The organism is Kineococcus glutinatus (genome assembly GCF_039542765.1).
Lineage (GTDB): Bacteria > Actinomycetota > Actinomycetes > Actinomycetales > Kineococcaceae > Kineococcus_A > Kineococcus_A glutinatus.
On the sequence record NZ_BAABIL010000769.1, the window covers coordinates 3,195 to 3,883 of the forward strand.

1 protein-coding gene is annotated in these 689 nt (G+C 75.9%); it reads right to left on the reverse strand.

The genetic code is table 11. The features are described 5' to 3' along the window. The coding region (rpe, locus tag ABEB16_RS21210) for a ribulose-phosphate 3-epimerase (RefSeq protein WP_345714165.1) at nucleotides 1-568 on the reverse strand (568 nt) is incomplete at its 3' end. Nucleotides 569-689 lie beyond the last annotated feature (121 nt).

Consider the following 689-nt stretch of genomic DNA (forward strand, 5'->3'; position numbering starts at 1 on the left):
CGGCGCCGGCCTCCGCGGCCCGCTCGATCGTGGCCGCCGAGACCCCGCCGTCCACCTGCAGCCACACGTCGAGGCCGGAGGCGGCGATGGCCGCGCGGGCCCGGCGGATCTTCGGCAGCGTCACGTCGAGGAAGGACTGCCCGCCGAAGCCGGGCTCCACCGTCATCACCAGGAGCATGTCCACCTCGGCCAGCAGGTCGACGAAGGGCTCCACGGGCGTGGCCGGCTTCAGCGCCACACCGGCGCGCGCCCCGTGGCGGCGCAGCTCCCGCGCCAGCCGCACCGGCGCCGCCGCCGCCTCGGCGTGGAAGGTGACGCCCTGCGCGCCGGCCTCGGCGTAGGCGGGGGCCCAGCGGTCCGGCTGCTCGATCATGAGGTGGCAGTCCAGCGGCACCGGCGACACCTTGCGCAGCGCCTCCACGACGGGCAGGCCGAGGGTCAGGTTCGGCACGAAGTGGCCGTCCATGACGTCGACGTGCGCCCAGTCGGCGGACGCGATGCGCCCGAGCTCCGCCTCGAGGTTGGCGAAGTCGGCCGACAGGATGCTCGGGTTGATCTGGATTCCCACGGCGCGCACCCTACCCAGCCGCCCGGCGGGCGCCTCGGCCCGTGCGCCTCGGCCCGTGCGCCTCAGCCCGTGCGCCTCAGCCAGCGCGCCTCAGCAGCTGCACGTGCATGGCGTCGGTGCC